Genomic DNA, 401 nt, shown 5'->3' with positions numbered 1-401 from the left:
GATGATTTTTGCTGGCTACCAGCACCATTTCATCTTTAAATAATGGCACGCTGGTAAATTCAGGACGATGGAAGTCTTCATAACTAATCACAAACTCCGTTTCCTGATAACGCAGCTGATGTTCAGTGTTCTGATTTAATGAAGACTTGAACATAACATGTATATTTGGCGCAATCTGCTCAATGTGATTATAAATCTGCGAGGTCAGAATGCTGTCTAACGGGCTGCAAACACAAAGATGAAATACACGTTCACTGCTCGCGGGTTCAAAACCTGAACCAGGCAATACATTTTGTACTAGTTGCAATGCCTGACGAACTGAGCCAAAAAGTTGAAATGCGCGAGCAGTCGGTTGAATACCACGGCCATAACGAACAAAAAGCTCGTCATTAAACATCACC

Annotated in this window: 1 protein-coding gene; it reads right to left on the bottom strand. The window is 41.9% G+C overall.

Annotated features, from left to right (window positions below; all coding sequences use genetic code 11):
* Positions 1-401: LysR substrate-binding domain-containing protein (locus FHC49_RS23110; protein WP_220440945.1), on the bottom strand; the 401-nt coding region annotated here is incomplete at both ends.

Source organism: Kluyvera sp. EC_51 (genome assembly GCF_019584505.1).
GTDB lineage: Bacteria > Pseudomonadota > Gammaproteobacteria > Enterobacterales > Enterobacteriaceae > Kluyvera > Kluyvera sichuanensis.
This window is presented reverse-complemented; position numbering and strand designations above follow the sequence as displayed.